Source organism: Streptomyces sp. NPDC002306, from assembly GCF_053593435.1.
In genome coordinates, this window is sequence record NZ_JBSFCK010000151.1 from 1 (window position 1) to 1,143 (window position 1,143).

Sequence of the window (1,143 nt, forward strand, 5' to 3'; positions counted from 1 at the left end):
CTGGAGGACCACAGCCACACCGGCAACGGGGTGGCGTCGCCGGGCAGACGGTCGACTTCGAGTCGGATCAACGTGCCCTCGATGACGGGGAGTTCACCGTTGTGATCGATCCAGGCCGAGCGGTGCCACAGGCGTGGATGGACACGGTCCCAGCCCATGGCGCGGGCCAGCCCGTAGTGCTCGGTGGCCTGCACCGTGTCCGTGTCGGGATCACCCCAGGTTTCCGGCTTGGTCAGGCGGAACTCCGGGCCGTGCTTGGGGATCCGGCCGCCTTGCGGCAGCGCGGTGGTGCGGGTGGCGGGGCGGCGCATCACACGGTCCGAGCGCAGCCGCCCGAGTACCTCGACAGGCAGGTCATCGAGGAGGTAGGCCAGGCGTGGGGCGTCGTAGCCGGCATCACAGACGATGAGGATGTCCGGATCACCCGGACGCCACCGCTCCTGATGGATCAACTCCAGGACCACATTGCGTAGTTGGCTGGCGGTGACCTCGGCCGCGTCGTCGGCGGGTCCGAGCCGGACGGCGTCGAGGAGCTGGCACCAGGAGGTGCGGCCCGACTCGAGGGCGGCGACGAAGGAGTACGGCCAGCCCGGAACGAGCTGGTCGGAGGCGCGGCCGTTGCGGCCGTAGACGTGACAGAACAGGCGCTCTGCGCTGCACGGTGCGTCCGGGCGGAGCCAGTGGCTCACATCGACCGCAAGGACCAGGCGTCCGTCGGCAGCCCGAGGCTGCGGTAGGGCGGCCAGCAGCCGGCGCAGCCGCCCCACGTTCACGTCTCCGCAGTTCAGAGCGTCATACATGGCGCCGTGCCCGCGCCGGTGCTCGGCGGTCAGCGTCAGATCGACCGGCGAGGTCACCGGACCGTCCACGCACAGCAGTGCATCCGTGAGCTCGAAGAGCACGTCGCTTCGTGCCGTCAGGCACGCATAGAAGATGTCCCGGAAGTGTGACGCCCACGCGAACGCGTCCCGTTTGGCGTCTTGTTGTTCCACACTCATATCCGCGGCCTTCGTGCTGGTCTCGTGTGTTTCTTGATCCGGAACACAGGATCAGGCGAAGGCCGCTCTGACATGCGGTGATTATCCAGCCAGGTGAACGTGTACGAGACTCGTTCGACAGTCACTGGTTAAAGATCAAGCTGAG

At 67.3% G+C, this 1,143-nt stretch carries 1 protein-coding gene; it reads right to left on the reverse strand.

The genetic code is table 11. The features are described 5' to 3' along the window. The coding region (locus ACWCQK_RS42545) for a transposase (protein WP_451164638.1) at positions 1-998 on the reverse strand (998 nt) is incomplete at its 3' end. Positions 999-1,143: the final 145 nt, after the last annotated feature.